General features: G+C 46.4%; 14 protein-coding genes. 6 read left to right on the forward strand and 8 right to left on the reverse strand.

Features of this window, described 5'->3' with window-relative positions; genetic code table 11:
* Nucleotides 1-110 precede the first annotated feature (110 nt).
* From ACRC32_RS16435 to ACRC32_RS16445, 3 genes are read right to left on the reverse strand one after another with little or no spacing between them, the layout of a single operon-like run.
* Nucleotides 111-4,388, reverse strand: a complete 4,278-nt coding sequence (locus tag ACRC32_RS16435) for a non-ribosomal peptide synthetase (protein ID WP_438554977.1) — start codon at nt 4,386-4,388, stop codon at nt 111-113.
* A complete protein-coding gene (locus ACRC32_RS16440; RefSeq protein WP_438554978.1) occupies nt 4,385-9,361 on the reverse strand; it encodes an amino acid adenylation domain-containing protein in 4,977 nt (1,658 codons plus the stop codon). Before ACRC32_RS16440 ends, ACRC32_RS16435 begins: the two co-directional genes overlap by 4 nt.
* Nucleotides 9,358-12,948: a non-ribosomal peptide synthetase gene (locus ACRC32_RS16445; protein ID WP_438554979.1), complete on the reverse strand. Its 3,591-nt coding sequence runs from the start codon at nt 12,946-12,948 to the stop codon at nt 9,358-9,360. Before ACRC32_RS16445 ends, ACRC32_RS16440 begins: the two co-directional genes overlap by 4 nt.
* Before the next feature lie 256 nt (nt 12,949-13,204).
* On the opposite strand from ACRC32_RS16445, the gene ACRC32_RS16450 reads away from it, so the two are divergent.
* Nucleotides 13,205-14,326, forward strand: a complete 1,122-nt coding sequence (locus tag ACRC32_RS16450) for an alpha/beta fold hydrolase (protein WP_438554980.1) — start codon at nt 13,205-13,207, stop codon at nt 14,324-14,326.
* 134 nt (nt 14,327-14,460) lie between these two features.
* On the opposite strand, the gene aroC is transcribed toward ACRC32_RS16450, so the two are convergent.
* The gene (gene aroC / locus ACRC32_RS16455; RefSeq protein ID WP_438554981.1) at nt 14,461-15,552 is read right to left on the reverse strand and encodes a chorismate synthase; all 1,092 of its coding nucleotides are present in this window, start codon (nt 15,550-15,552) and stop codon (nt 14,461-14,463) included.
* A 225-nt stretch (nt 15,553-15,777) separates the two neighbouring features.
* On the opposite strand from aroC, the gene ACRC32_RS16460 reads away from it, so the two are divergent.
* Together ACRC32_RS16460 and ftsZ are read left to right on the forward strand one after the other, a co-directional pair.
* Nucleotides 15,778-16,608: a cell division protein FtsQ/DivIB gene (locus tag ACRC32_RS16460; RefSeq protein ID WP_438554982.1), complete on the forward strand. Its 831-nt coding sequence runs from the start codon at nt 15,778-15,780 to the stop codon at nt 16,606-16,608.
* 916 nt (nt 16,609-17,524) lie between these two features.
* Nucleotides 17,525-18,790 carry a cell division protein FtsZ gene (gene ftsZ / locus ACRC32_RS16465; protein ID WP_438554983.1) on the forward strand — a complete coding sequence of 422 codons (1,266 nt, stop codon included), beginning with the start codon at nt 17,525-17,527 and terminating at the stop codon, nt 18,788-18,790.
* 99 nt (nt 18,791-18,889) lie between these two features.
* Here the strand turns inward: ftsZ and ACRC32_RS16470 are convergent, their stop codons facing one another.
* The 4 genes from ACRC32_RS16470 to ACRC32_RS16485 all read right to left on the reverse strand — a co-directional run bounded on the left by ACRC32_RS16470 (nt 18,890) and on the right by ACRC32_RS16485 (nt 22,661).
* On the reverse strand, nt 18,890-19,666 hold the full coding sequence (locus ACRC32_RS16470) for an MBL fold metallo-hydrolase (protein ID WP_438554984.1): 777 nt from the start codon (nt 19,664-19,666) through the stop codon (nt 18,890-18,892).
* A gap of 208 nt (nt 19,667-19,874) precedes the next feature.
* The gene (locus tag ACRC32_RS16475) at nt 19,875-20,219 is read right to left on the reverse strand and encodes a DUF1815 family protein (RefSeq protein WP_317106570.1); all 345 of its coding nucleotides are present in this window, start codon (nt 20,217-20,219) and stop codon (nt 19,875-19,877) included.
* A 436-nt stretch (nt 20,220-20,655) separates the two neighbouring features.
* Nucleotides 20,656-20,871 carry a DUF2839 domain-containing protein gene (locus ACRC32_RS16480; protein WP_438554985.1) on the reverse strand — a complete coding sequence of 72 codons (216 nt, stop codon included), beginning with the start codon at nt 20,869-20,871 and terminating at the stop codon, nt 20,656-20,658.
* A gap of 215 nt (nt 20,872-21,086) precedes the next feature.
* Nucleotides 21,087-22,661 carry a helicase C-terminal domain-containing protein gene (locus ACRC32_RS16485; RefSeq protein ID WP_438554986.1) on the reverse strand — a complete coding sequence of 525 codons (1,575 nt, stop codon included), beginning with the start codon at nt 22,659-22,661 and terminating at the stop codon, nt 21,087-21,089.
* Nucleotides 22,662-22,714: 53 nt separating this feature from the next.
* Between ACRC32_RS16485 and ACRC32_RS16490 the strand changes: the two genes are divergently transcribed.
* The 3 genes from ACRC32_RS16490 to lysS all read left to right on the forward strand — a co-directional run bounded on the left by ACRC32_RS16490 (nt 22,715) and on the right by lysS (nt 25,523).
* Nucleotides 22,715-22,870, forward strand: a complete 156-nt coding sequence (locus ACRC32_RS16490; protein ID WP_438554987.1) for a hypothetical protein — start codon at nt 22,715-22,717, stop codon at nt 22,868-22,870.
* Between the two features lie 54 nt (nt 22,871-22,924).
* Complete coding sequence (locus ACRC32_RS16495) at nt 22,925-23,923, forward strand: M48 family metalloprotease (RefSeq protein WP_438554988.1); 999 nt, start codon at nt 22,925-22,927, stop codon at nt 23,921-23,923.
* A gap of 76 nt (nt 23,924-23,999) precedes the next feature.
* A complete protein-coding gene (gene lysS, locus ACRC32_RS16500; protein ID WP_438554989.1) occupies nt 24,000-25,523 on the forward strand; it encodes a lysine--tRNA ligase in 1,524 nt (507 codons plus the stop codon).
* Nucleotides 25,524-25,680 lie beyond the last annotated feature (157 nt).

The raw sequence follows: 25,680 nt of genomic DNA on the forward strand, positions 1-25,680 counted from the left end.
ACCCATTTGTATACTGTTACATGGTCTACAGATAATCCCCACTTCTGCATCATTTCCGCTAAACAGCCAGTCCATGAACTCAACTGCAAGCGTAGGAAGTTTCTATGCGCTTATGCCAGATATCTGCGTAAGTGTTCGGCAAGCACTCGGACGTGAGGCTTTTGCAGCATGGTCAAATGATTACCAGGAATGCAGTGAACTTGCACGCCAGATCTTGACAATTGACTCCAACCTAAAGTTGGGTCGTGAGATTTTTTTTGCAATTCGGTAGTTCTAAATAGGGCGATCGCCTGAGGGTAAGGTCGAGGTGTATACTTCAAGGTAGCTCGGCTATTGGCAGAAAAAATCTTCATCAGTCGATGAATGGTTAACTCGTCCAGCATTCGAAAAACAGCCGATCGTGGAAGGAGATAGCTAATAGTTGTTCGTTCTAGGGAAGATAGCCATGCGTGAGGAGCCAGAATTTTTTTCATTGTAGAAATTGGATTTGAAGTGCGTAGGCGATCGCTATTATCGTTTCTAGAACGCGCAAGGCGATCGCGTAGCAGCGACCAGTAATCCTGAACAAAAGGATAAATAGAACCAGGTACGGTTGTCAGGAGAAATTTCAAACCATCGCCCCAGGAAACTCGATTGCTAGAAATAGGAGCGATTGTATCTAGTATTGCCAAGAGACTCACTTGCTCTCCTGCTTGGTGTAACTGTTGCGCCATCTCATAGGCAACTAAACCGCCAAAAGACCAACCACCTAGCTGATAAGGACCGTGCGGCTGAATTTGACGCAGTGCTTCGATGTAGTCAGTTGCCATCTGCTCAATGCTGGTTAATGGTGGGTGCAAACCGTCCATACCGAAAGGTTGCAGTCCGTAAAAGGGCTGTTCGGTTCCTAAATGACGCGCCAACTCGTAGTAGGGCAGAACAACACCGAAAATTGGGTGGATACAGAAGAATGGCGGCTTAAAACCTAAAGGCTGGAGTGGCACAAGGGGCGATCGCTTAGAATTACGTTTAGGCTTTTCCCATTTCTGAATCAGAGGCGCGAATTGCTCAACAGTTGGCGCACCAAAGAGATCGGACAATGGTAGTTTTTGCTCGAATTGCCGCTCTACCTGCTCCAATAATTGAACTGCCAGCAGGGAATTTCCACCTAATTCAAAAAAGTTGTCCTCAATCCCCACTTGCTCAAGCTTCAGAATATTTGCCCAAAGTGTTGTTAAGGTTGCTTCAATGGCAGTTTTAGGAGTAACAAAAGGACGCTCTGGACTACTGATATTAGACTTCATTAAGGCATTTCGATCCACTTTACCATTAGGAGTTAGTGGTAGGGATGGCAGCACTACAAAAGCTGAAGGGATCGAGTAGTCTGGTAATTTTTGCTTGAGAAAGCAGCGCAAGTCATTTGATTTTGGATTTTGGGTCGCACCTTTGGTGCGCTTCCAGCGCAACTTGGATTTTGAATTTGATAAATTAGTCTCTACATTAAGAACAATATAAGCAACTAAACGATAGTTGCTCGATCGATCTTCCTGTGCCAAAACTACAGCTTCTTCTACTGCTGAGTGTTGTAATAGCAGGCTTTCAATTTCTCCCAATTCAATGCGGTAGCCGCGAATTTTCACTTGGCGATCGATGCGTCCGAGGTATTCAAGATTACCATCGATTAGGTAGCGGGCAAGATCTCCGGTTTTACATAAAAGGGTGTGGGGTGTGGGGTGTGGGGTGTAGGGAGAGTGGCTAGTAGGTGGAGGCTGGAGGCTAGTGGCTAAAATTGCTCCGTCTTTCTTGTCCCCCTTGTCTCCCTTGTCCTCCCTCTTCAAAAAAGGATTGGGAATAAACCGTTCAGCAGTCAATTCAGGACGGTTGAGGTAGCCTCTTGCTAAGCCGACTCCGCCAATGTATATTTCACCAGGAATACCGATGGGTTGGGGTTGGAGGTGGGCATCGAGGATGTAGATTTGAGTGTTAGCGATCGCCCGACCGATAGTTGTACCTTTACGATCGCTTACTTCAGCAATCGTAGACCAAACAGTTGTTTCCGTCAGCCCGTAAGCATTGAAGAAATGGCGATCGCTTGCCCAACGGGCTGCAATTTCCGGCGAACAAGTTTCCCCAGCAGAAATTAGAGTTTGCAGAGCTGGCAATTGAGTGGGTGATAAAGTCTTCAGTACGGCAGGCGGAAGGGTAGCATGAGTGATGGCATGATATTTTAGATACGAAATCAACTCCGATCCTAGACGTGCTGCTTCTGGCACTAGATATAGGGTTGCTCCTACTGCCCATGCCATGACAATCTCGAAGATAGAAGCATCAAAGCTAAGGGAAGCAAATTGGAGAATTCGATGCTCTGGTTTGAGAGCGAAGGTGTGAATTTGTGCTTGGGCTAGATTGCACAGTCCGCCATGTTCGACTAAAACCCCTTTGGGTTGTCCGGTCGATCCTGAAGTGTAAATTATATAAGCAAGATTTGCGGCAGTTACACCACTGTTTATGTTTTCCCCGCTCTGTTGAGCAACGATTTCCCAATCGAGATCGAGGTAGAGTGGTTGAAGATCCCCCCAACCCTCCGAAGAGGGGGCTAAGGATTGACGATCGCCCGAACCTTCCGTAAAGAGGGGGGCTAAGGATTGACGATCGCCCGAACCTTCCGTAAAGAGGGGGGCTAAGGATTGTTGTGTTAGTAGGATAGTTATTTGGGCATCCTCTAACATGAACTTGAGACGTTCTGAGGGATAGGCGGGATCTAAAGGGACATAGGCTCCGCCAGCTTTTAGAATTCCTAAAATGCCCACCATCATCAAGAACGATCGCTCTACGCAAATACCAACTTTGACTTCTGGCGCAACTCCAAGTTTTTGCAAATAGCTTGCAAGTTGGTTGCTACGGTAGTTCAATTCTTGGTAAGTTAATTGCTCGTCTTTATAGACAACAGCGATCGCGTTTGGCATTTTATCTGCCTGAGCTTCAAATAATTGATGAATGCACTGCGACAGGTAATCTTGCTGAGTAAGATTCCATTCCACTAATAGCTGCTGCCGTTCTGCTGCTGTCAAAATTGGTAAGTCTGCCAGTCGTTGCTCTGGATTGACAACAATTCCTTTGAGTAAGGTTTGAAAATGTCCTAGCATTCGGACGATCGTACTGCGATCGAATAGATCGGTACTGTAAATTATCTGCCCTTGCAATCCTGCTGGAGTTTGCCATGAATGAAACTCTAAATCTAATCTGCTCGTACCGCTGTCAAACTCAAACTGACTTAAAGCGAGTCCAGGTAATTCTAAAGCTGTAATCGGCGTGTTTTGCAGAGCGATCGCCACAGAGAACAAAGGATGTCGGCTCAAGTCCCGCTGTGGGTGCAACTCTTCCACTAACTTCTCGAAGGGTAAATCTTGATGTGCATAGGCTCCTAGCGTCACTTCCCGCACTCGTCCCAACAATTCCCAAAAGGTAGGATTGCCAGATAAATCTGTTCGCAGCACTAGGCTATTGACGAAAAAGCCGATTAATGGTTCTATTTCAGGGCGGTTACGGTTAGCTATGGGCGATCCAACGGCAATATCTTCTTGTCCGGTATAGCGATATAACAACGTTTGAAATGCTGCCAGCAAGGTCATAAACAGAGTTACGCCTGCTTGCTGACTGAGAGCTTCTAGGGACTGCGTGAGATTTTTTGATAGCTGAAAATTGTGTGTCGCACCTTTGTAGCTTTGAATGGGCGATCGCGCTCTGTCAGTGGGAAGATTTAGAACTGCAAGATCGGCTAACTGCGATCGCCAGTACGACAGTTGCGACTCTAGTACTTCCCCTTGCAACCACTCCTGCTGCCAATGAGCGAAGTCAGCATATTGGATCGGCAAATCTTCTAGAGGAGAAGGTTTACCAGTACCCAAAGCAGCGTACAGTACGCCCAGTTCTCGCACCAGCACGCCGATCGACCAACCATCGGCAATAATGTGGTGCAGATTCAATAGTAGGATGTATTCAGATGCATCTAATTGAAAAATTGTCAACCGTAATAGCAAATCTGCGCTCAGGTCGAAGGGATGTTGAGATTGTGCGATCGCCTGTTGTCTTGCGGCTGCTTCGCGATCGCTTGCAGGTAAAGTACGTAAGTCTACAATAGCGAGAGGTACACTCACGCTCTCTACCACAACTTGATGCAGTTGTTCCTCTGACATTTCAAATCTTGTTCGCAAAGCTTCGTGACGGCGCACGATTTCGTTAAATGTTTGCTCTAAGGCAGTCATGTTGAGGTGTCCGTGCAAGCGAATAGCAGCCGAGATGTTGTAGAAGGGATTTCCAGGCGCTAAGGCGTGAAGAAACCACAATCGCTGCTGGGCGAATGATGCCGGAAAGACAAATTCAGCGTTCGAGACAGGATTGGTATTCAACGATCGCCTTCCTCTGTATCGCGGTTGAGGGAAGATCGCAGGCGACGATGAGCAGCGCGAGAAAGAGGAACAATCTGGGGCGTTTGTTGCGGCTGGTTGCTCTGTAAATGGGCGATCGCTTTGGCAAGTTGGGCGACTTGGGGTGACTCAAACACGCTGCGTAAAGGTAACTCTACACCAAATGCATCGCGGATACGGGAAGTTAGTTGAGTTGCTAGCAGCGAATGCCCCCCTAACTGGAAGAAGTTATCGTGAATTCCTACACGCTTGAGTCCTAGCAGTTCAGCCCAAATATTCGCAAGTTTCTGCTCGATGGGCGATCGCGGCGTGTCATCAGTCCCCCATCGCTGTACCATGTCAGGGGCTGGAAGTTCGCGACGGTTAACTTTGCCATTCGGTGTCAGGGGTAGTGCTTCCAATACCACAAAGGCAGAAGGGATCGCATACTGGGGCAAGCTTTGCTCTAAGTAACTTCGCAGTTGGGGAATCAGATGACGGGCAAACTGTGTCTGTAAAGGATCGTTTGCGTAAGTTTTCCAAGGACGAGTTAGATTCACTTGCTCTTGAAAAGGCAATAACGCACTATTTTTTGTTGCGGATTGATGCTGAAAGGTAACATCATAACATCCCGTACTATCTGCATTTGACCAACTCACGTCAACAGAGTAAGACAGTTCTGCCGCTAAATCCCACCAATCTTCCGGTTCAATACCCGATGTCACCTGCTCTAATGCTTCGCGCATTTTGCCTGCGGTTTTGGGTGCTTGCGTTCCTTCTACTAGCCATTGAGCCGTTTTAACTGCTCCTATGACACGCGCATTAGGAATTCTTGTAATACTCAGTGCTGCTGGCTTTTCAGCTAATTGCTGGCGCACCTGGGCAAGGTTTAGATTGTCTTGAATCCAATTTAGTTGGGACGATCCCCCCAACCCTTCTTGGGAAGGAGGGCAAGAAGATCCCCCCAACCCCCCTTGAAAAGGGGGGCAATGAGATCCTTCTAACTGCCCATGAGAAGAGGGGCAATTTGAGTTTTCGATATGTAAAATTACGTTGTAGCGAAATTGAGTCAACTCATTACAATATCGACCGCGTGTGAGCTGAACTTGGATATGACTAATTCGTTCCAAGCGTTGTTTCAAGGCATGAAAGAAAGCAGGATCGATCGCCAGTTCCGTCTCCTGAAATAACGCTGTCTGTACTTGCTGTTGCAGATGCTCTCGACTTACGGTATTATCTGCCCGCTCCAGTTGAACCGCAGCATGAAAAGCTGACAACAAGGGTAGACTCCGTACATCTCCAACAAAGACAAAGCCACCAGGGGCAACAGTGTGAATTGCTTGTTCCAGCACTTGCAGGAGATAATCTACGCTAGGAAAGTACTGCACGACCGAATTAAGGATCACTGCATCAAAGCTATTTGCCTCTAAACCTTCAAAGTTAGTTGCCATCCTGTGAAGTAACTTTACTTGAGGCAATGGTTGAGTTGCCAATTGCTCGATGTATTCAATGGATGCAGATGAGAAATCAGTTCCCCAATACTGAGTACAGTGTGGCGCAATTTGAAACAGCAATAAACCCGTACCGCAACCAATTTCTAATACCCGCTGAGGCTGCAAACTCAAAATCTGCTGGGTGCGATCGCTTACCCATTGTTGCATTTGCTCTTTTGGAATTGGTCGGTCTGTATAGCTACTATTCCAGCCTATGATATTGAAAGTAGCATCGTTGTTTGTAGCAGGCTGATGATAAGTCTGGTCATAAAGATTTTGCCATTGCTTAACCTGCTCGTCCTGCAACTGCTGTTCTAGAGGGGGAGTCGGGAGTCGGGAGTCGGGAGTCGGGGAAGAAAAATTTTGGCGATCGCTAGTAGTGAATCTATGGGAATCTCTATCTTGCGGTACGATGTAGGCGACTATACGCTTATCTGTAGCATTCTCATGGGCGATCGCCACAGCCTCTCGCACTGTTGGGTGTTGAAGCAATAGTGTTTCTATTTCGCCTAACTCAACCCGAAATCCCCGAATTTTCACCTGATTATCGATGCGATCGACAAATTCAAGATTGCCATCGGGAAGATAGCGGGCGAGATCTCCGGTTTTATATAAAAGGGTGTGGGGTGTGGGGTGTGGGGTGTAGGGAGAGTGGCTAGTGGCTAGTGGCTGGAGGCTAGTGGCTAAAATTGCTCCGTCTTCCTTGTCCCCCTTGTCCCCCTTGTCCTCCCTCTTCAAAAAAGAATTGGGAATAAACCGTTCCGCCGTCAACTGGAGACGATTTAAATATCCTCGTGCTAACCCATCACCGCCAATATACAATTCGCCAACTACTCCAATTGGTACGGGCTGGAGGTGAGAGTCTAAAAGATAGATTTGGGTGTTAGAAATGGGACGACCAATGGATGGCTTGTTGTCATTATTATCAGTAGCGCCTAATTGAGCAACTGTCGCCCAGATTGTTGCTTCTGTTGGTCCATAGGCGTTAAAAAAGCGACGACCTACAGCCCATTGCTGCACAATTTCGTGCTTGACAGCTTCACCACCAGAAATAATCGTTTGGAGAGTGGGCAGTTCTGCTGCTGGTAAAATTGCTAGAACCGCAGGGGGGAGAATAGTAGTATCGATCGCCTTGTCTTGCAAGAATTGAATTAGTTCGGCTCCTGGTAGATGGGCTGTTTTGGGTGGGATGTAAAGGCTAGCGCCAACTCCAAACGCTAGTAACATCTCAAAGACAGACGCATCAAAACTGAGGGAGCTAAATTGTAGAATCCGATTTTTTGGTTGCAGGTTGAATGCTTGAATTTGAGCTTGGACGACATTACATAGTCCTCGATGCTCTACTAAAACTCCTTTCGGTTTTCCGGTCGAGCCAGAGGTGTAGATGACGTAAGCTAGGTTATTGGCTATTACGTTGCTGTTGGGTGTTTCATCATCGTAGGTAGCGATGGTTTTCCAGTCAGTATCTAGGCATATTAATTGACGATCCCCCCAACTCTGCTTCAAAAGGGGGGCTAAAGAACTCTGGGTTAGCACGATCGCCACTTGAGTATCGTCAAGCATGAACTTTAGGCGATCGCTGGGATAATTTGGATCGAGGGGAATATAAGCTCCGCCTGCTTTCCAAATGCCCAATATGCCTATTACCATTTCTAAAGAGCGATCGAGACAAATTCCTACTAAAGATTCAGAAGTAACGCCTAATTGTTGTAAATACTGTGCTAGTTGATTTGCACGTCGATCCAATTCGCCATAAGTTAGTTGCTCGTCGGCAAAAACAACCGCAGTAGCATCGGGCATTCTTGCTGCTTGTACCTGAAATAATTGATGAATGCCCAAATCTGGATAATCGCAGCTAGTTTGATTCCATTCCACCAATAATTGATGGTATTCTGCTGCACTCAATAGGGATAACTTAGCGATGCGTGTATCGGGATTGGTAACTATGCCTTCTAACAATGCTTGGAAGTGAGCTAGCATTCGAGCGATCGTAGATGCATCAAATAGGTCAGTGTTGTATGCTACGAAACCGCTCAGTCCATCTGCCGAGCCTTCCCACAAATCATTCAACCCGCGATCGCACTCCCACAAATGCAACTCTAGATCGAATCGTGTAGTAGTCACGTCAAACTTCAACGGGTTCAACGTTAACCCAGGTAACTCCAAAGGTTGCATCGGGGCATTCTGAAGCGCAAAAACGACTTGAAATAAAGGGTTACGGCTCAAGTCGCGCTCTGGGTGCAACTCTTCTACTAACTTCTCAAAAGGTAAGTCTTGATGGGCATAGGCTCCTAATGTCACTTGCCGCACTCGTTCCAGTAGTTCTCGAAAAGTGGGATTGTTGGAGAGATCGACACGCAGCACCAGGCTATTGACAAAAAAACCAATTAATGGTTCTAATTGGCTATGATTGCGGTTAGCTATGGGCGATCCAACGGCAATATCTTCTTGTCCGGTATAGCGATATAACAATGTTTGAAATGCTGCTAGCAAGGTCATAAAAAGGGTGACACCTGCTTGCTGACTTAGGGCTTCTAGGGACTGGGTGAGAGTTTTTGATAACTTTAGGCTTTGTGTTGCACCGCGATAAGTTTGTACGGCAGGGCGAGTTCTATCGGTGGTAAGATTCAGGATTTGTAGATCTGCCAGACGCGATCGCCAGTAGGACAGTTGCGATTCCAATACTTGCCCTTGCAGCCATTGCCGTTGCCAATAGGCAAAATCGGCATACTGGATTGGCAATTCTGGTAATGGATAAGGTTTGCTTTCACTCTTAGCAGTGTAGAGTAATCTCAGTTCTCGCACCAGTACCCCCAGCGACCAACCATCGGCAACAATGTGGTGCAGATTTAGCAACAGGACGTATTCAGCTGCATCTAACTGCAACAATTTCACTCGTATTAGCAGATCGGTGGCTAGGTTAAATGGCTGTTGGGCTTCTTCTGTAGCGATTTGCTCGGCTGTGAGTTGTCGTTCGTTTGGGGGTAACTGCCGCAAATCCACAATAGGCAGAGATAAATTGACTTTTTCAGCAACGATCTGAACGGGTTGCCCGTCCAGCTTGACGAAGTTGGTACGCAAGGCTTCGTGACGATCGACGATCGCTCCAAAAGCTTGCTTTAAAGCCACATAGTCAAGTTTCCCTTGCAGCCGAACTGAAAAAGGTATGTTGTAAAAAGGGTTGTTAGGTACCAAGCGATCCAAAAACCACAATCGCTGCTGAGCAAATGACAGAGGTAGGGAGCGATGGTCGCGTAGCGAACCGCCTTCGGCATCGCGCGATATTCTTACCAACTGGGGACGATCGATTTGAGCATTTGCCCGGTGCAGCAGGGCGATCAGCTCAGATTTGCGATCGACAACTTTTGCGCGTAACTGGGGGGATAATACCCCTTCAGGAGCGTTACAGCGCAAGCTTTCTCCCTCAACAAAAAGCTGAATATCTAAAGAGCGTAGGTAGGTTAAGAACTCAATACTTGTCAAAATTCAACCTCCTCGCGATTTTGAGCGGATGTCTCAGCCTCAGATGTTTGTACCAGATCTGCCCCACGGATCGCGTCAACATATTGCGCGATCGCCACAATCGTTGGTGTTTCAAATAGAACTCCCAGTGGCACTTCTACCCCAAGGCGATCGCGTATTCTTGAAACTAATTGTGTAGCTAAAAGCGAATGTCCGCCCAACTCAAAAAAATCGTCGCTTATACCTACTTGTCGCCCCAACGTTTCCGCCCAAAGCTGCGCTAACTGAGCTTCAACTGACGTTCGCGGTGCAAGGGTTGGTAGATCGACAGAAGTAAAATCGGGTGAGGGAAGTGCCTGCCGATCTACTTTGCCGTTAGGTGTTAGTGGCAAAGCCTTCAAGACTACAAAAGCGGAAGGCATCATGTAATTTGGCAGTTTTGTTTTGAGGAAACTTCGCAGATCGCTAGTTGAGAATTTCGCCCCGATCCCCCCTAGTCCCCTTTGAGCAGCGGGAAATTTACTAGCCTCGCTCTCCCCTAGTCCCCCTTTAGAAGCGGGAAATTTACTAGTCCCCCTTTTTAAGGGGAGCCACTTGCGTGCGGAGGTGCCCTCCGTTGAGCAAAGTGGCGTGGGTTGGGGGGATCTATCCGTGTTTGGGACAATGTAAGCAACCAAACGGCGATCGCTACTCCCATCCTCCCGCACCACAACAACAGTTTCTTCTACACTTGGATACTGCTTCAACACCGTTTCAATCTCGCCCAACTCAATCCGAAAACCCCGCAACTTAATTTGCGCGTCAGTGCGACCAACAAATTCGAGATTGCCATCAGGAAGATAACGGGCGAGATCTCCAGTTTTGTACAAGCGGTAATGGGTAATTGGTAATTGGTTATTACTCTCCCCTGCTCCTCTGCTCCTAGTCTCCTCTGCTCTGTTCCCCGACTCCTGTACGGGCGGGTTTAATCGCAGAACTCTTTGATTTTCACTAGTGTCTTCAAAAAAACCCGCCCCTACGACTCCCGACTCCCGACTCCCACAGACAAACCGTTCCGCCGTCAACTGAGAACGATTCAAATATTCTTTTGCTAATCCATCGCCACCAATGTAAATTTCTCCTGTAACGCCAATAGGTACGGGTTTTAGGTGAGTATCCAGCAGGTAGATTTGAGTGTTAGCGATCGCCCGACCGATCGGAATGGATGTTGCTGCTTCTGCTACGTCTTGCACTTCATACCAGGAAGTAAATGTAGTATTTTCAGTTGGTCCATATACGTGCAGCAAATGTGCGGGTGCGCCGTGCTGCTTAACTGCTTTTACCCACCTGACATCAACTGCTTCACCCCCAAATAGCAAGTAGCGCAGCGAACGAAAACACTCAGGTACTTCCCGCGCCATTTGGTTGAATAAAGCGGTTGTCAAAAACAGGATGCTAATTTCCTGCTGTCGAATCGCTTGGGCAAACTTTTGGGGAGAAAGCATCACTTCGCGATCGCACCCCACTAATTGCGCTCCATTTAGCAGTGCGCCCCAAATCTCAAAGGTTGCTGCATCAAATGACAGATTGGCACATTGAGCGACTTTATCCCCAGGTTCTAAAGCGATGTAGTTGGTGTTGCATACTAATCTATTTACGGCTCGATGAGGTACTGCTACGCCCTTTGGGGTTCCCGTCGAGCCAGAAGTATAAATTACGTAGGCAAGGTTATCTACAGTTATTTGGTTAATTGGGTTCTGCTCGCTTTCTTGCGCGATCGCTTCCCAATCCTTTTCTAAACAAACAACTTTTAAATTCCGCTCCCCCCAACTGAGCTTAAAAAGGGGGGCTAATGCTTGTTGCGTCACTAGCACAGATACTTGAGTATCCTCCAACATGAACTGCAACCGTTCGGGGGGATAAGTTGGATCTAGAGGAACGTAAGCTGCTCCGGCTTTGAGAATACCTAGCAAAGAAGCGATCGCCATTGGAGAAGGTTCCATGCAGATACCTACCAGCGTTTCGCAACCTACACCTAGTTTTCGCAAATAATGTGCCAGTTGGTTGCTACCACTATTCAACTCATAATAGGTATATTGTCTATCGCCAAAACTGACTGCAATAGCATTTGGACTTTGTTCTACCTGAAGTTCAAACAATTGGTGAATGCAGCGCTCTGGATAACTACGTCCAGTTTGATTCCACTTTACTAGTTGATGCTGCTCTGCGGCGCTCAAAATCGGTAGATCTGCTAAATTTGTGTTGGGATCGGTAACTACTCCGGTTAATAACATTTGGAAATGAGCTAGCATCCGTGCGATCGCACTTGGCTCAAACAGGTCGGTGTTGTAAACTAAAACACCACGCAATCCGTCCGACTGCTGCCACCCGTCGCCCCACAAACTCCTAAAGTTTTCGGCGCACTCCCATAGATAAAACTCTAGATCGAACCGAGCAGTTGTTGTTTCCACTTTGAAGGAAGAGAGCGAGAGCTTAGGTAGCGTTAGCTGTTCTATAGGTGCGTTTTGCAGCGCAAATACCACTTGAAACAATGGATTGCGGCTTCCTTGACGTTCTGGATGCAACTCTTCCACTAACTTCTCAAAGGGTGAATCTTGATGGGCGTAGGCTTCTACCGTCACCTGTCGCACTCTAGCCAGCAACTCGCGAAAGCTAGGATTACCTGATAGATCGGTTCGTAGAACTAAACTATTGGCAAAAAAGCCTATTAAATCCTCCAATTCCCGCCGATTGCGATTAGCAATTGGCGATCCTACGGCTATATCGGTCTGTCCTGTATAGCGATATAACAGTACTTGGAACGCTGCTAGTAAGGTCATGAACAGCGTTACGCCTTCTTGATGACTCAGTGCCAAAAGTGCTTGAGATAAGTCTTGTGGCAACTCTAGTAACTTAATTGCTCCCCGATCGCCTCGTTCTTTTGGACGGCAACGATTGCTCTCGACCTCTAGAACGGATAAATTCTGCAACTGCGATCGCCAGTAAGATAGTTGCGATTCTAGCACTTCCCCTTGCAACCATTGTCGTTGCCAGTGGGCAAAGTCAGCATATTGAATTGACAGTTCGGGCAAAGGGGAAGGTTTACCCGTACTAAAAGCAGAGTAGAGCAATTCTAATTCTCGAATTAGGATCGCGATCGACCACTCATCAAAAACGATGTGGTGCAGATTGATGACCAAAACATACTCTGACTCGTCTAGTTGTAGTAACGTTACTCGCAGCAGAGAACCTCGATCCAGGTTAAAAGGCTGTTGGATCTCCCGCGCGATCGCCTGTTGCGCTGCTGCTTCTCGTTCGCTTGCAGGCAACTGCTGTAAATCGGAAATCTTAAGGAATACCTTTGAATGGGGCGTAATTAGTTGTACGGGTTGCCCCTCTTGCACTCCGAAGTTGGTACGCAATATTTCGTGACGGCGGACAATTTCATTAAAGCTTTCTTCTAACGCTTTTAAGTCAAGCACGCCCGATAGACGAACCGTCGTCGGCACATTATAAAACGAAGTACCAGGAAATAGGCGATCGAGAAACCAAAGCCGTTGTTGTGCAAACGATGCCGGAAAAACAAAGACTTCCTCAGAAATGTTATCGCTCGATCCTATTGAAGTCATTAACGAATCTGCCTGCGCGATCGGCTGACTCTATCTAACAAAGATGGAGTATAAAATTTATCTGCACTTAGATAGAGATAGAGCTATTTCATGCCGCTTCTTTAACAAAAGCTATCATGACTGCAAGAATACGCGCTCAAATGTAATAGTGCTAAGCTTCTTCCTACTTCCTCCGATCTAGTACTTCATTCTTCAAGAAGACGCGATCTATACAACTGAGATGTTAAGTTTTTGAGTATCCAAACGGTCTGGACTTATGCTATTTACACCTATCAATTTCTTGATTCAATGGCTGAGCGGACTCTTTTCGATTGCTTTACTTTTAGGAGGAATTTACATTATCCATCAATGGTATGACCGAGAACTACTCGATCGCGCTTGGTTAATATTGGGAATAGCAATGTCCACCTGGTCGTTTGTAGGATTTCTGCCAGTTTCTCTGCTGCTGCGTCGTCCTGGTGCTGACGAACCCAAAGCAATGCGTAGCGATACTGTACAGCGGATACCGCGACCAGACGGCAGTGAAATTCAAGTCGAGTTTTACGGTTCAGCCGATGCTCAGCCGATTATTCTGACTCATGGTTGGGGACCAAATAGCACTGTCTGGTACTACGCCAAGCGACAACTAGCTAACCATTTTCGCGTAATTGTATGGGACTTGCCAGGGCTGGGAAAATCTAGCAAGCCAAAAAATCGGGATTACTCAATCGAAAAATATGCGCGTGACTTAGAAGCAGTTTTATCTCTAGTGGGAGACAAACGGGCGATTTTGCTGGGACACAGCATGGGTGGCATGATTATACTTACATTCTGTCGTTTATTCCCAGAGTATTTAAATTGGCAGGTTGCTGGTTTAATTCTGGTAGACACTACCTATACCAATCCTGTCAAAACTTCTATCTTCAGCAGATTTTTACAAACCGTGCAAAAGCCTTTGCTAAAACCTCTGCTGTATCTGACGATCGCTCTGTCACCTCTATTTTGGTTGATGAGTGGGTTGAGCTATCTCAATGGCTCGATGCACGTCACTACTGAGATCTCAGGCTTCACAGGCAGAGAAACACGAGGTCAACTCAATTTTTCAACACTATTGGGTCTACACGGCTCACCAGGCATACTAGCTAGGGGAATGCTAGCAATGCTGCAATTCGATGAAACGACAACTTTGCCAAACATCGATATTCCAGTTTTGGCGATCGTCGGGAAATCCGATATTGCCACCGTACCTGCAGCTAGCAAGCGTATGAGCATGGATTTACCCAAAGCCGAACTGGCGATTCTGCAACCTGCTGGTCATATGGGATTGATGGAGCGCAACGAACAATTTGCTGATGCAGTTCGTTCGTTTAGCACGGTCTGCCTAAGTTCCAAAAGATAAGTTTTCAGCACAACACAACAGCCGTTGTAACGGGAGAGGAAACGGAGGTTGAGAGGTGAGAATTGCTATCTGAACTTCAGGTGTAAACGGTGCGTATGGGTCAAAATCCGCCCGTACAATTTTCAACTTTTGACTCAATTTAATACGCTACATTGACCTTGATGTCGCAGTAAGTGATCGCATAATACTAAAGCTACCATTGCCTCTACCATCGGTACAGCTCTGGGCAACACGCAGGGATCGTGTCTACCTTTGGCTGCTAATAGTGTCTCTTCCCCTACATTTGTAACGGTCTTTTGTTCCTTCCGAATTGTCGCTGTTGGTTTAAAAGCAATTCGCAAAATAATATTCTCGCCGTTAGAAATTCCTCCTTGTACCCCACCAGAACGGTTGGTAACAGTGCGAATTTCTCCATTTTCATCTGTATAGTATTCGTCGTTGTGTTCGCTACCTGTCATCAGAGTTCCCGCAAACCCAGAGCCAATTTCAAAGCCTTTGGTAGCGGGTAAAGACATGACAGCTTTAGCTAAATCTGCTTCTAGTTTGTCAAATACTGGAGAACCCAAACCTTTAGGTACGTTGCGCGTTACGCACTCGACAACACCACCGACAGAATCGCCTTGTCTGCCAATCTGCTCGATCAATTCAATCATGCGATCGGCACATTCGGAATCGGGACAGCGGACAATGTTACTTTCTACCTGTTCTAGAGTTACGCTGCTGGGATCGACAACGCCTTCTAAATCTTTGATGCGCTTAACATAAGCAACAACTTCTACCCCAGCAACTTGATGTAAGATTTTTTTAGCGATCGCCCCTGCTGCAACTCTGCCAATTGTCTCTCTAGCTGAAGAACGTCCCCCGCCTTGCCAGTTACGAATCCCGTATTTAGCATCATAGGTAGCATCGGCATGGGAAGGGCGATACTTTTGTTGCATCTCGTCATAATCTTGGGGACGGGTATCTTTGTTGCGCACCAAAATCGAGATTGGTGTCCCTAGTGTTTTTCCCTCAAATATCCCCGACAAAATTTCGCAGCTATCAGCCTCTTTACGGGGTGTCGTAATTTTACTTTGCCCTGGTCGCCTGCGATCGAGTTCCCACTGAATTTCCTCCACGGAAATCTCCAAGCGTGGCGGACATCCATCAATGACGACTCCCACACCGCCACCGTGCGATTCGCCAAAAGTCGTTACCCGAAATAAATGTCCGAAGGTATTGCCCATGATGCTGTGTTGTGAGGAACTGTTGATTTTTGTATCACATTCTGAAGCTTTAGACGTAGGGGATTTTTTTCAGTTATCAGCGATCGGTGATTAGTGACTGGTGACTGGTGACTAGATGAAGAACTCAGATGCTAACTACTAGCCACTAACCACTACTCACTACTCACTACTCACTACTCACTAACTTGCGCTAATATGTCAGCGCGAGTTGACGGGGAGAGCGAAATGAGACGAGACCGCGATTTTGGGCAGGTACTAAAGGCTATTTGGCAGACACTATCTCTATCAGGGCTTTTGGCTATTACAGTTTGGGCAATGACACGACCTAATTGGGTGTTACGCGACAATCGACAAGTGGCGATTGAAGGTAACAGTTTGTTGTCTAAGCCAGTTATTCTTTCGCGCCTTGCCCTAGCATATCCTCAATCGCTGCTGCAAATTTCGCCAATGGCGATCGCTCAAACTTTAGAGTCCTACCCTCCGATTGCCGATGCTAAGGTGGCTCGCCGACTCTTTCCTCCTAGTTTAGTCGTCCAAGTGCAAGAACGCACGCCTGTAGCTGTAGCGATCGCCCGTTTGATTCCCAATAGTTCCACTCCCTACTCGAAAGCATCTGTCGGCTTTCTCGACTCGCAGGGCGCGTGGATTCCATTTGAATCTTACCCTGCCCAAGTTCGGCAGCGTCTCAAGCCTCAGTTAAAAGTTTTGGGTTCGCCAGAGACTTATCGCGCTTACTGGAGTTCCCTTTATCAAAAAATCGGTCAAAGTGGAATTGAAGTTTTGGAAATTGATTGTCAAGATCCAAGCAATCTTGTTCTCAAAACTGAATTAGGAACCGTCCACCTCGGTCCTTATAGCGAACGATTAACCAAACAACTTCATGTTTTGGCTCAAATGAGTCCGATTTCAACTCAAATTAATCCTCGCCAAATTGCCTATATAGACTTGAAAAATCCTGCCGCCCCTCTAGTACAAACGTATCAAAAAGAACCTGAGGAAAGCCCAGTCCAGAGCGTACCGACAAATCCAAAAATAATCAAAAGTAATCCACAGTAATTTCCACTTTTATGAGATGATTTGATGCTATATATTAGAAGTTTTTTAAACATGTATGAAATATGTATAAACAACTTAAATATATTTAGACATCCTCTGTAATTCTACTGAGGTAAATTGGAATCATCAATAAGCTTAGTGTAACTTGTCAGTAGAATCACGCTTGAATATAGATGGGTGCAGGCATTACCTTGCTTGCGGAGTAGCGCAAGTTGCAGCACCTATGTCAGAAAATCACTTAAGTATTAGAATTCCCACCACAGAGATGTCTATATTGGAGCAATACTGCAAAAAGCACCAAAGAACCAAAACTGATGTCATTCGCGAGTTTATTCGCTCGCTGTCACAAAATGTATCGATCAGATAGGGGGCAAGTATGAAAAAGATTGATTTTACTGGCTAGAGTCCAGCTATTCCACCGCGATCGCGGTGGAATAGCTGGATTTTTTTGCAAAAAGGTAAGAAAAAATTCGCTGATATCAGCAGAATCTCCGAAAAAAACTTCGATTTTGTTTAAAAATTAAGAAATACAAGCATTGCATTCGGTTTATTGCTCAATCGCGTAAAAATATACGGTGTTATTTACCATTTGTTCTAGACAAAGGAGACAGCTTTAGAGATGCCAACAATTGCCGCAGCCTCAGTTAAAACAACTTTGCAGCAAGAAATCAGCAGTCGCAATTGCTTTGTATCACATCGAGCAGTTTATACGGAACAATTTCAAGTTAACTATAGTGCATCCAATTATCTAATCTCTTTAAAACAGCAGTAGGCTCGCCGTTCGCTGCCAAAGTCAGGTTAGCATTGATGCCTTAACTGAAATTGCTGAGGATAAGCCATAGGAAAAAAACCTATAGTAAACTCTTATCCAAATTGTCACGCTTAAAAAAAGTTGTTCGTACACACCTAGATTCCAATGACACTTAACAGTAAAATAGACGTTACCCTTAAAACCTCCCAATCTCCAGGGCGGTCGGATTTTCCATTAGGTATGAATTCGACTGGGGACTTCAACAGTACAGGGCTGCATCTCGGACAAAACTACATCAGGGAAGTTGCTACTGGGGAGGACAACTTGAGCAATAGCAATATTCTTCCGAGTCGGGTAGCGAATATCAAAGTGATTGGTGTTGGTGGCGGTGGTGGCAATGCTGTCAATCGAATGATTGAGAGTGGCGTTACTGGTGTAGAGTTTTGGTCAATTAATACTGATGCCCAGGCGCTGACCCATAGCGCCGCACCTAAAAAGCTACAGATCGGACAAAAGCTGACCCGAGGACTAGGAGCTGGTGGCAATCCAGCAATGGGAGAGAAAGCGGCAGAGGAGTCGCGAGATGAAATTGCTAACGCTATAGGAGAAGCAGACCTAGTATTTATCACCGCTGGGATGGGAGGAGGTACTGGTACAGGTGCGGCACCAACTGTGGCGGAAATCGCCAAGGAAAAGGGTATTTTAACTGTAGGTGTTGTCACCCGTCCTTTTGGTTTTGAAGGTCGTCGCCGTGCTAACCAAGCCAACCAAGGGATAGACGCACTGAAAGACCGAGTTGATACGATGATTTTGATCCCCAACGATAAATTGCTATCGGTGATCTCCGAGCAGACCGCATTGCGAGATGCGTTTCTGACTGCTGATGAAGTTCTGCGTCAAGGGGTACAAGGAATCTCTGATATTATCACGATCCCTGGGTTAGTGAATGTAGATTTTGCCGACGTGAAAGCAGTCATGGCAGATGCAGGATCGGCACTCATGGGGATCGGCACCGGCTCTGGTAAAACCCGTGCTAGAGAAGCAGCAAACGCAGCTATTTCTTCTCCTTTGCTGGAGTCGTCAATTGAAGGAGCAAAAGGAGTCGTAATCAATATTACTGGTGGCAGCGATATGACGCTGCATGAGGTGAATATGGCAGCAGATACGATTTATGAAGTCGTCGATCCCAATGCTAACATCATTTTTGGTGCAGTGATTGATGACAAACTACAAGGGGAAATGAAAATCACTGTCATTGCTACCGGATTCAATCAGGCTGACTCTCAACCAACTACCCCGACTCCAGGTATACCAATCGCTAAGAAATCCCCAACCGCACCAGCACCGTCAACGCCATCAGCTAATGACAATAAAGAAAAACCTGGCTTGGATATTCCCGAGTTTTTGCAACGGCGGCGACCTTCACGTTGATGGGAATCGCGATTGTTTTTCTATGGATCGAATATATTTTTCTCGGTAGGGACGCACATCTGTGCGCCCCTACCAGCGTATCGTTTCAGGAAACTACATCTACAATTTAATTGGTTCGATCGCCAAAGTTTCCCCAGCAGCAGGTAGAAGTAATTGAGTTTTAGAGCCAGAAGCTGCTAAGCGATCGCTAAATTCTTCTACACTACCAATCGATCGAATTAACATCGGCAAAATTCCCCGAGCTTCGATCTCGCCTAAAGATGTAGGAACGAAAACGCGGGGATGCAAAGTTTGAATCAAATGCATTGCCTCTGTCGATCCCATAATCACCTGTCCCAGCAGTGGAAATACCTGTCCGATAATCGGGGCGATCGCTACATCTACCGTACCTTGAAATTGAGCTGTAACTTTCTCTGACTGGAACCAATGAGGCTCGTAGTAAACTGTTTCCCCACTCTCCACGTCTTTGAGGAAATAGCCATTTTCTACTTGACCTTGAATTGGCGCACCTGTAACGGCGGTGATATTTAAAGCACCAATAATCTCGGTTTGTCCCGGTATAAGAGAACAAACAGCAGTATAACCCAAGCTCTTGACGATTTTTGCTGCTGTAGGCGAACCTACCACCGGAATTTGACGATCTAATTGTTCTAATGTGGGTTTATGACAATGATCGTCCAAACCTTGAGAAAGTAAAATTAAATCTATTTTTGGCAGCGTAGTCGGATTGTATACTGGTGGCTTGAGATGAGAGGCGGAGAATAGCCAGGGTTGTCCGTAAAAGACTAGCGAATCGACCAACCACGGATCGATCAGCACTCTCAGCCCAGCAATTTCTAATAACCAGCTATTTAAATCGATTCTAGTCAGTTTCATACTTAATAGTTATCAGTTATCAGTTATTAGGGAACAGGGAACAGGGAACGGGGAACAGTTATTAGGGAACAGTGACCAGTTATAAGTTAACTGTTAACTTTCAACCAATAACCATCAACCACAACCAATAACCACAAACCGACAACCAATAACCAATTACCACTACGATCTCTGACTAGTTAATTCGGAATTCCGAACTCCGAATTCTTCACACTCGCTTTGTTATCAGCTTAGGCAATTCACTAGGTGAGATAGAGTTTTTGACTAAATTAGCAAGTTCTTGTAACTGACTAATTGCCTCTGCACCCTCCAACTTCATGAGTTCGCGATCGTCTCTCATTTCAGTCCAGGTAATGCCGTAATCGGACACCAAAAACCGAATCAGATGATTATCCGCCAAACTGACCATAAATGAGGCACTGCTCATTTGTCCCCCGCAAGTATAACAAGACGCAGGATATCCCCGCCGCTCTAGTACAATCGCCAAGGCTTGGAGGTTCATTACCAGATCTTGGACGTATTGTCGGTGTTGCTCTGCCAATCTCAGAAACACTTTTTTCCTCCAAACACCACATCTAATTGTAAACCTTTTTCGTTTTCTTTAGAATTTCTTTGGATTTTCGCTGCAATTTGGCGATCGCTATGAGAAATTGTAACATTTCTTTGCAATCAAATTCATCTGCCTCCTAGACGTACCGAATAGGTTAAAGTAAAAGCGCCGCTCCTACAGTATTGAAACAATCTGTTTTAGAAAAATTCCAGATTGAATTATCTAAAGATTTATGCCTGCAACTTCGGAAAAATAGATGCAATAGATGTTAGAAACTAGGCAAGACTTCGCGATCGATCGTAAAGAAATAAATTATGAAAACTATAAGGACAACTTAAGTATTTAGCTCGATCTAGCTGAATACTCTAGCTGTCCTCTTAATATCTCTGAATTCAGTTGTTTCACTCCTCGGTCTCAAGAGTGAGTTACTACTTGTATTCTAATCAACAGTTTGCCACCAACCAAGGGCGGGTCCAATAAATCGAATTGTTACCCAGGAAGCAACTAACAGCCCAATACCAATCCAACTAATGCGGGTACTCCACTGCGTAAGTTTCTGTGCTTGATTCTTAGTCACGGGAAGCCAGGGAAAGATTTGTGCTTCTTGACCGTACTTATCTCCCAACACAGCTTTACGACGCTTTGCTTCTCCCATAATCTACTTCCATTCCAAGCTATAAACCCCTTATTTCTGAATCATATCGTAGAACAGGGAGCAGGGAGCAGGGAGTAGGGAGTAGGGAGTAGGGAGTAGGGAGTAGGGAGTAGGGAGCAGGGAGTAGGGAGCAGGGAGTAGGGAGCAGGGAGTAGAGAGTAGTGGCGAGTGGCTGGCTACTCATAAATGACCAATGACTAATGACTAATGACCAATTACTCTTTCGCAAACAAACTAGCATCTAAATAATTACATCTAGCGGAAGGGCTGAGAGCTGCAAGTACCTGCTGTCCGTAACTGCGGTGTAATACGCGACTATCTAGTAAAGCTACGACTCCTTGACGATCGCGCATAGGCGCGATCGCCCGTTGTAATTGATTTAAAGCCGCAGGTAATAGATAAACGGCAAACCAGTCTTGACGCGATCGCTTATAGTATTCGACTCGACCCGCCACAATTGGATGCTCTAGAGATGGTATGGGTAATGTTGTAATAATTGTGAGTTGCGGTACTGGCAAGATACCTTGATGCTGTTGCCAAAAGTTCCAACCGCTGACGAGAATGCTATTCTCATCCAAACTGATTTTTTCTACCTGTACCCGCGAACCAAACTCTGCGGCTAATTGCGCCCCGATTTGCTGTTTTAAAGGCAAATCGCCAACTAAAATCATCGTTAATCCTGGCGATACCGTCGCACCAATCAAAGCATAAATTTCTCGCATCAAAGCGGGTTGATATTGGGGGGTATTGGGTAAAGGAAAGCGTTCTGGCGTGTAGAGTTGAATTGATTCGTTGTGGCGATCGCCAGCAAATTTCAAACAAGTGAGTTCTTCTGGTAAACCCAAGCGCTTGCGATAAGTCGTAGCCTCTGTTTCTCGATCTAAGGCACTACCCATGAAGACTACAGGCTGTCGAGTCCAAATTGGTGCAAGAGCCGAAGCCACCTCTGCGGGAGCGCAGTAGAGTGAAAATAAGCCTTGAGAGCGGTTTAGGCTCATCCATAACAAGCAGTTTGGTGTTTGCGATCGCTGTTGGAACAAATACCAATTCTTCGGTAATTGGTAATTGCTAGTTGCTCCCTCTGCTCCCCTGCTGCTCTGCTCCCTCTGCTCCCTGCTCCCTGCTCCCTTGTCTTCTAGTCTAGTAAACAGGCTTGCCAGAATATCCCACTCATCTGGGGAGACAAGATAGCACTCGTATGGGTTGGCTGGATGTCGGAAGACGGCTTTTGTCAGTTGGACTCGCGCTTCCCGAATGACTTCCGCCCGATCGGGATAAGCTAGCATCAATTCGTCCCAGTTACCAGGATGAATGCTAACAGTTAGTTGCGATCGCGCCCAGTCTTCTAAATCGTCCACCCCATCAATTAGTGTCGGAATGTTGGGGGGAAAATCGCCCGTTCCCGCCCATTGAGCTTGCAGCCAAGCCGCAGGGGTAATGAGTAAAATACCTTGAAAATCGGGATGAATCCAGCGATCGCCGACGATAATACTTTTATTCGTTTGCAGCCATTGCTGTAGAGGCGGAATTTCTACTCGCAAGAGACGCTGTTGCACTTCCTCCGTTGCTACTATGACCGCCGGAGATTGCCAAAGTAGAGCTGGTGCTAGATAACTCAGGCGATAACGTCCCTGATAGCCGCAACCAGCACCCACCTGAATCAAAGCACTACGTCCGAGCCGCAAAGCTCTAGCTACGAGTCGCGCCATTGTCAAATGATGCGACCATGCAGCTTCTGCCTGCGATCGCAGGAAGTTATGCAGGGAATAATGTACCTCTACTTCAATCACTGACTTCTATTTCTCTACTAGCGCGAAGTTATCATCCCGATTCCAGTCCTATTATGTATTTGTTAGCTACTTGTTGTCTGTTCTCCAACGACTGGCTTGGAGGTTTAACCATCAGAGTCTTTTATTTTACTAACTTTTATCAGGGAGCAGGGAGCAGGGAACAGGGAACAGGGAGCAGGGAACAGGGAACAGTGACTAGTGAAGAGTAGCTAGTATTTAGTAACAACTTATGACTGACGACTGACGACTGACGACTTCTTACTATGCCAACTTATCCAGACATTTCTTGCGAAACTTTTCGCCATCCGCTCGATCGCCAAGCGGAACAAGCCTTACGGAGTTTACCAGGTTTTGATTTGGTAGCGACACAATTCATCAAATTTTTCTACGAACGCCCCCAAATGGTCTATCACATGGGCAACAGCATTCAAGTGGGAGCGCGCCAGTATTCTAGCGTCTACCAAATTTTTCGCGAATGCGTTCGAGATTTAGATATTTCTCCAGAACCAGTTTTGTTCGTGTCTCAAACTCCCGTCGTCAATGCCTATGCTCTCGGTCAGGAGGAGCCTAATATCGTTCTCAACACTGGACTGTTGGATCTTTTGACTCCTACAGAAATTCGCACGGTGATAGCACACGAATTAGGACATCTCAAATGCGGTCATACAATTTTGATTCAAATGGCAACTTGGGTGATTTCCACGGCTAACTATATTGGAGCTAGAACTCTAGGTTTGGGGAATTTAGTCAGTAGTGGATTGGTATTTGCCTTCTACGAATGGAAGCGGAAAGCCGAGCTATCAGCAGATCGAGCAGCCTTGATGGTGATGGACGATCTCAAACCAGTCATGCAAACGATGATGAAGCTAGCTGGGGGTAGCATACAGTACGGTCACGAATGCAGCTTAGACGAGTTTATCCGGCAAGCAGAAAGATTCCAAGAACTCGACCAAGATAGCTTGAACCAAGTTTATAAATTTCTGCTCTACAATAACTTTCCCCAAAATTTGTTTTTGACGCACCCGTTTGCGGTAGAAAGGATAACTTATCTGCAACAATGGGCAAATTCTGCCGAATATCGTCAAATTCGCCAAGGAAATTATTCGCGATCGCCCGCTCAAAACGCAGTTAACGTACAAACAGAATCATCCCCATCTGCCGCAACAGAGGATTTACGCCGTCAAATTGAAGAACTACAACGCGAGATCGATCGAATAAAAAAAGGGAGCAGGGAGCAGGGAGCAGGGAGCGACGACCAATGACGAATGACAAATGACAAATTCTTTATAATCAAAGATTGCGTCCCTTTATCAGTGCGTTCCCTTTAGGAAAGTAGTCATGGCAGAAGAAGATATCCGTGCCACGCGGTTAGAGAAAGTCGAGCAGTTGCGGCAGTTGGGTTTAAATCCCTATGCTTATCGTTGGGAATCTACCCACCATGCAGCTCAATTACAAGAAAAGTATGCCGACTTACCCAGTGGGGAAGAGGTAGAAATAGAAGTGGCGATCGCGGGTAGAATCATCGCGCGCCGCGTTTTTGGCAAACTGGCTTTCTTCGGCTTGCAAGACGAGACTGGCACGATCCAGCTATATCTAGATAAAAAAAGAATCGATACTGCGATGGCAGAGATCGATCCAGATGCCTTCAACCATCTAAAGCAACTGACAGACGCAGGAGACATTTTAGGCGCAAAAGGGACGATCAAACGCACGGAAAAGGGCGAATTATCGGTTTTTGTTAACCAATACGCTATTCTTACCAAGTCTTTACTTCCTTTACCCGATAAGTGGCATGGCTTGACTGATGTAGCTAAGCGCTATCGTCAGCGCTACGTAGATTTAATCGTCAATCCAGAAGTCCGCCAAACTTTTCGCCGTCGCGCTCAAATTACGGCAAGAATTCGCCGCTTTTTGGAGCAGCAGGGTTTTATTGAAATTGAAACTCCCGTACTACAAGCAGAAGCAGGCGGGGCTGATGCTCGTCCCTTCATCACGCATCACAACACCCTAGAAATGGATTTGTATCTGCGGATTGCCACAGAACTCCATCTCAAGCGGTTGGTCGTGGGTGGATTTGAGAAAGTATTTGAATTGGGGCGAATTTTTCGTAACGAGGGCGTTTCTACCCGCCACAACCCAGAATTTACTTCCATTGAAATTTACCAAGCCTACGCTGATTATCACGACATCATGCAGTTGGTAGAAAATATCATCACTACAGTGACGCAGGAAGTCTTAGGCACGCTGCAAATTACCTATCAAGGTGAGGCGATCGATCTCACACCCCCGTGGCGCAGGGTTACGATGCACGATCTCGTACAAGAGAAAACAGGATTAGACTTTAATGCTTTCTCAAGTTTAGATGAGGCAAAGGCTGCGGCGAAACAAGCGGGAATTCAAGCAGTTGAGGAATGTGCTTCGATTGGCAAACTCTTGAATGAGGCGTTTGAACAAACTTGCGAAGCCACGCTGATTCAACCTACATATGTCATCGATTATCCAGTGGAAATTTCGCCACTTTCCAAGCCTCACCGCTCGAAGCCTGGTTTAGTAGAGCGATTTGAGTTATTCGTCGCTGGACGTGAAACCGCCAACGGATTTTCTGAGTTGAGCGATCCGATCGATCAAAGACAGCGATTAGAAGCTCAAGCAGCCCGTAAAGCAGCCGGAGACTTAGAAGCACACGGAGTAGACGAAGACTTTTTAACAGCTTTAGAGTACGGTTTGCCACCTACAGGCGGTGTAGGCATCGGGATCGATCGCCTCGTCATGCTCTTAACTGATTGTGCCAGCATTCGGGATGCGATCGCCTTTCCTTTACTGAAACCAGAAGCGGGGGAGTCGGGAGTGGTTAGTGGCTAGTGGCTGGTGGCTAGTGAAGAAAGGGTGTGGGGTGTGGGGTGTGGGGTGTGGGAAGTTTGGGAAGTTTGGGAAGTTTGGGAGGACACAAGGGAGAATTTTTTTCTCCCCGCTCTCCCCCAGCTTCCCCAGCTCTCTTCTTCCCCTCACTCCTCGCTCC

Origin of the sequence: Chroococcidiopsis sp. (genome assembly GCF_051657925.1) — a bacterium.
In the GTDB taxonomy this organism is placed as follows: domain Bacteria; phylum Cyanobacteriota; class Cyanobacteriia; order Cyanobacteriales; family Chroococcidiopsidaceae; genus Chroococcidiopsis.